This window comes from uncultured Psychrobacillus sp., from assembly GCF_938022135.1.
In the GTDB taxonomy this organism is placed as follows: domain Bacteria; phylum Bacillota; class Bacilli; order Bacillales_A; family Planococcaceae; genus Psychrobacillus.
This window is the reverse complement of sequence record NZ_CALIED010000069.1, coordinates 1-5,230: the sequence shown is the minus strand read 5'-3', so window position 1 is coordinate 5,230 and position 5,230 is coordinate 1. Positions and strand designations below refer to the sequence as shown.

Genomic DNA, 5,230 nt, shown 5'->3' with positions numbered 1-5,230 from the left:
GAAAAATCAATTCTACTCTCTGTTCTAAGATTTCTTTGCATTATAAATCAACCCTCCCTTTAAAATAGCCAATAAAAAAAGGTATCGGAGTTAATCTCCCGATACCTTTTCTCACATTCATAAATAAAATTTATTTATTATCTTTATACTCAATTTCTTGACCATCCTCGTAAAGAATCTCTAGGTCAAATTCAGTATAGTCACTGATTCCAAATGCTGTATTAACCTTTTCTATTACTTCTTCCTTAGTCATATCTTTTGTTAAAGCTAAGTCAGTAAAAATTGGCTTTAAGAATTCGTAAGCTTCATCACCGTGAAGTTTTTGAGAATCTAATGAATTTACATACTCTGCTTCCACTCCGTTGGTTTCCACTTCAAAGGAAGCTTCTACTGCATCTCGCTGTTCAGCAGTATCAATATCTAAATCAAAAGAAGTAAAACCAAACTCGCTTTCTGCTGCTTCAGTGGTAGGCGGATCGCTTACCTCCTCCTTGTCTCCACATGCCCCTAAAAGAAGAGCCGATGATAAAAAAATGCTACTTAATACTTTACCTTTAGTACTAATCATAATAAGTCACTCCTTACTAATTTATTGCTATTACTATTACTAGCATTGTCTAGAAAATGTTTTCTTAAACATTAGTAAGAATTATCCTGGATATCGTTTATCTGTTGCGGAAGTATTTTTAGTCTTACTATGGTTACTTTCATCTTTTACTTTTTGATTTAATTCCTCCATAGGAATGGGATCTACATTTTTCATCGCTTCATCTCTATCAAAGATACTTTCCTTTTCAGTGTCTAGAAGATCAGGATTGTCTAATATACGTCCAGGAATATCTTGTTTTTCTGAATCCTTATGGTTTACGTTATGGTCATTTACATTCTTTTTGTCCATTTTTATCCACTCCTTCTTCGTTTATTTATGTATATCCTTTTTGACAATCACTAAACATTTTCGACATGTTTCGCCAGGATAACTGAACTAAAAGACCTAATAGTATATATTTAGCACTATTTTTACAAAATAGGGGTTTTTTTTATTTTTTTCATCAAAGCATGAAATAAACTCGTAAGAATCATACTCCTTTAGATTTATCACGATTTTCTTTACAAAAACAATCATAAATACCTAACCCTTTATCAATCAAATCCAAGACTATGAAATTACTAAAAAAACAAAATAGTGCGACATATCGATTATTTTCCTTCCATATCTTCTATTCACACGTCTCACCTATACTCTCTCACTCTATTTTAAATGTTCTGAATATATGGTAAGTTCTAGTAGATATATTAAACATATTTAAGAGGAGGAAAAGGGATTGGGAATTAAGAAAAAAACTACTATTCTAGCTGTGGTAACATCGCTAATGTTTAGCTCTGCATCATTAGGATTAGCAAGTCCTGTAGCTGCAAAACAGATAGAAAAATCTATCACCAATACTCAAGTGCAGAAAACACCAAGAGTACCGGAGAGGCTACGAGTTCCAGAGAATCCTAGCGAAAAGGTGCGAATCATTGTGGAACTGGAAAAGGCTCCAGCCATTGAGACAGCAACCAAAAAAGGGGTTTTATACAAGAACCTATCGAAATCTGAAAGAAAATCAGTTGAATCTGCTATTGAAACCGATCAACGTAATGTAAAAGACAAAGTTAAAAGAGTTTCAAAAAACATACAATATAAAGAAGAGTTTACTGCAATATTTAATGGATTCTCTGCTGAAGTAGATGCTAGAGACGTTGCAGGGATTGGCCTAATTGATGGTGTCAAAAGAGTCTATGAATCTACAGAATATGACCGCCCCAAAATAACACCTCAAATGGTGCATTCTAAGGAACTTGTACAAGCCCAATTGGCTTGGGAGAAATATTCCTTTAAAGGGGAAGGTATGGTTGTTGGTGTCATCGATACAGGAATAGATCCTAACCACCGTGATATGGTCCTATCGGATGAAAATACGGGAGAGATTACTTCTGCAGAAGTAAATGCGTTATTAAATGAGGGATCTATTGAACCTGGTTTATTTTTCACTCCAAAGGTTCCATTCGGTTATAACTATATGGATGAAAATACAGAGATTCGAGACATTGGTCCTGATGCTTCCATGCACGGAATGCACGTATCCGGTACAGTAGGTGCTAACGGAGATGAAGAAAATGGCGGTATTAAGGGGGTTGCCCCAGAAGTGCAGCTTCTTGCACTGAAGGTATTTGGTAACGACCCATTATTCCCTTCTACTTATGGAGACGTTTATGTAAAGGCAATGGATGATGCAATTAAACTTGGCGCGGACGCGTTAAACATGTCCCTTGGTTCAACTGCAGGATTTGTAAATAGTGAAAGTCCTGAACAGCAAGCAGTAACTCGCGCGCAAAATAATGGATTACTTGTAGCTATCTCTGCCGGTAATTCTGACATGTTTGGCTCAGGCACTTGGTATCCATATGCTTCTAACCAAGATTATGGTTTAACAGGTTCCCCTTCTGTTTCAGAAGATTCATTTGGAGTAGCTTCCTATGAGAATGATTCCATAACTGCTTCTAGCTTCCAATATGCTTTTGATGGAACTGATGCTGGACGAGCAATGTTCTTACTGGCAAATGATAAGGAGCCTGCTGATTTACCTGGCGATTCCTATGAGGTAGTTGAAGCTGGTTTTGGTACACCAGAGGATTTTGCTGGTAAAGATGTAGCTGGCAAATTTGCTTTAGTTTCTCGTGGTAGTATTTCATTTGTCGAAAAAGGCTTAAATGCTCAAGAAGCAGGCGCAGTTGGAGTTATTGTATATAACAATGCTGCAGGAACTATTAATATGGCTTCCGACCCTGCGATTCGTATTCCGTTTATGTCTGCACTACAAGCTGACGGACTAGCTATCAAAGCTGGAATTGATGCTGGCCAAACAGTAACCGTTTCATTTGATGGTAAATATATTGATACACCAAACCCTACTAAAGGTAAAATGAGTTCATTTACTTCTTGGGGTCCAACACCTAACTTAGATTTTAAACCAGAGATTACTGCTCCAGGTGGCAATATTTTCTCTACATTGAACGATGATAATTACGGATTAATGAGTGGTACATCCATGGCAGCTCCACACGTTGCAGGTGGTACCGCATTAGTATTAGAGCGTGTAAATGAAGAATTTGGACTAACTGGCGCAGAACGTGTTCAATTCGCTAAAAATCTAATGATGAATACAGCTAAACCAATTGAGTTAAAAGCTGGTGAATACGTATCTCCTCGTCGTCAAGGTGCTGGAATTATGCAACTTGCTAATGCTTTAGAAACGGATGTCTTAGTTACTAATAGTGCAACTGGCGAAGCTAAAGTAGCATTAAAAGAAATTAGTGGAAATCAATTTAACTTCTCTTTAAAAGCTAAGAACTATAGCAATGAAGCAAAAACTTATAATGTAGATGTACAATTACAAGTAGACCGTCCAGTTAACGCTGGAGCTAACTATGTAACGATTCCAAATAACGAAACTTATGGTTCTTATGTTTTAGAAGAATCAGATGCTGATGTGTCAGCACCTACGACTGTCACAGTTCCTGCAAATGGAGAAACTACTATTCAGGTATCAGTAGACGCTTCTAACTCTGAGTGGTTAAAGCAATACTTCTCTAATGGGTACTTCATCGATGGATTCGTGCGTTTAGTCGATCCTTCTGAAGAAACTTCTGGAAATGTGCCATTAACTGTTCCATTCTTTGGTTTTAATGGATCTTGGGATGATGCTTCTATTTTTGATGAATTCCTTTGGGAAGATTTAACGTACTGGGGATTCCAAGGGTTAGCTGACGATAAAGGGAACTTTATCAATGGGTCTACTTTGAATGAAGAGTTTGATCCTACTAAATTTGCTTTCTCCCCTAACGGAGATGGAACTTTAGACAAAGTAATTCCTGTATATTCACTAATGCGTAACGTCAAGGATCTTCAAATTAATGTGTTAGATGCAAATGGGAAAAAATTACGTACCATTCGCACGGAAAAATATTTAAGAAAACACTATATTTCTACTAACGCATATACATTCTCGAATGCTAATGCATGGGACGGTATGATTAACGGTAAACCTGCTGCAGATGGGCAATATAAGATTCAGCTACGAGGAGTTATCGATTATGCAGGTGCTGAGTGGCAAACTATTGAGTACCCTATCATCTTAGATACAAAAGCTCCTACAGCTGAAATTGCATTTGACTTAGAAACAAAAACACTTACTGTAGCTAATGCAAGCGATCAAGGTGTTGGAATTGATCGTATTGAAGTGTACTTGAATGATGAAGAAATTACAGAAGCAGCAACACTTGAAAGCTATGTAATAGAACAGGCTAAAGCTGGAGATAAGGTAACCGTTAAAGTATGGGATATCGCTGGTAACTCAACAGTAGAAGAAATTACTGTAGAGGAAGCACCTGAAACGGAACCGGCTCCAGAGAAAGAAACAAAAGAACCTGTAATCTACATCCAATCACCTGAGTTTTTCGGTTACTATCAAACAGGTGAAGTGTTAGTTCAAGGTACAGTGGAAGACGATTCTAAGATTAAATCATTAAAGATTAATGGTGTACCAGCTAGTTCATTTGACGGTAAAGCATTCTCTCATACGCTATCCTTTAAAGACGGGGTACAAAGTGTGAACGTAGAAGCTATAGACGAATTTGATAATAAAATGGCTATTACTCGCAAAATTATTGTAGATAGTAAAAAACCGACTGTAGAAGCAGTTAAAAAATCTCTTCCAAAAGGTAAATTAGATGCGGATGCAGAAAATCCTGTCATCCAAGTTAAGGTTGGAGATAACTTTGATGAAGTTCGCCTATATCTAAATGATAGCGAAGTCTTCTATCGACCAGTTTCGTCACCATATGCAATGAATGGCTATAGCGAAACGATTGACGTAGAACTACCTTTAGAGCCAGGTAAAAATGAATTTGTTTTAAAAGTAGTAGATTTAGTAGGCCATGAAACTACCCAAACTATAACAGTAGAAAAGAAAGAGAATGGTAAGGGCAATGGCAATGGTAACGGGAACGGGAACGGGAACGGCAATGGAAATGGCAATGGTAAAGGAAATGGAAAGAAGTAGTTCTTCCTAGTCTCTAGTCCTTAAGGCTTTCACAAACCTTCCCACACAAGAAAAGCGCAACCGCCTATCCCTGCCCCGACAGGCAAATGGAGAAAAGCGAGGAGGCAGTTCCTCAGCCACCGGAG

At 37.5% G+C, this 5,230-nt stretch carries 3 protein-coding genes; 1 reads left to right on the top strand and 2 read right to left on the bottom strand.

Going from position 1 to position 5,230, the window contains the following annotated elements:
- Positions 1-130 precede the first annotated feature (130 nt).
- On the bottom strand, positions 131-568 hold the full coding sequence (locus Q0371_RS14175; RefSeq protein WP_169359074.1) for a YusW family protein: 438 nt from the start codon (positions 566-568) through the stop codon (positions 131-133).
- Positions 569-649: 81 nt separating this feature from the next.
- Positions 650-898, bottom strand: a complete 249-nt coding sequence (locus Q0371_RS14170; RefSeq protein WP_205964018.1) for a hypothetical protein — start codon at positions 896-898, stop codon at positions 650-652.
- A 427-nt stretch (positions 899-1,325) separates the two neighbouring features.
- Here Q0371_RS14170 and Q0371_RS14165 point away from each other — a divergent pair, with 427 nt between their 5' ends.
- Positions 1,326-5,105, top strand: a complete 3,780-nt coding sequence (locus tag Q0371_RS14165) for a S8 family serine peptidase (protein WP_298472154.1) — start codon at positions 1,326-1,328, stop codon at positions 5,103-5,105.
- Positions 5,106-5,230: the final 125 nt, after the last annotated feature.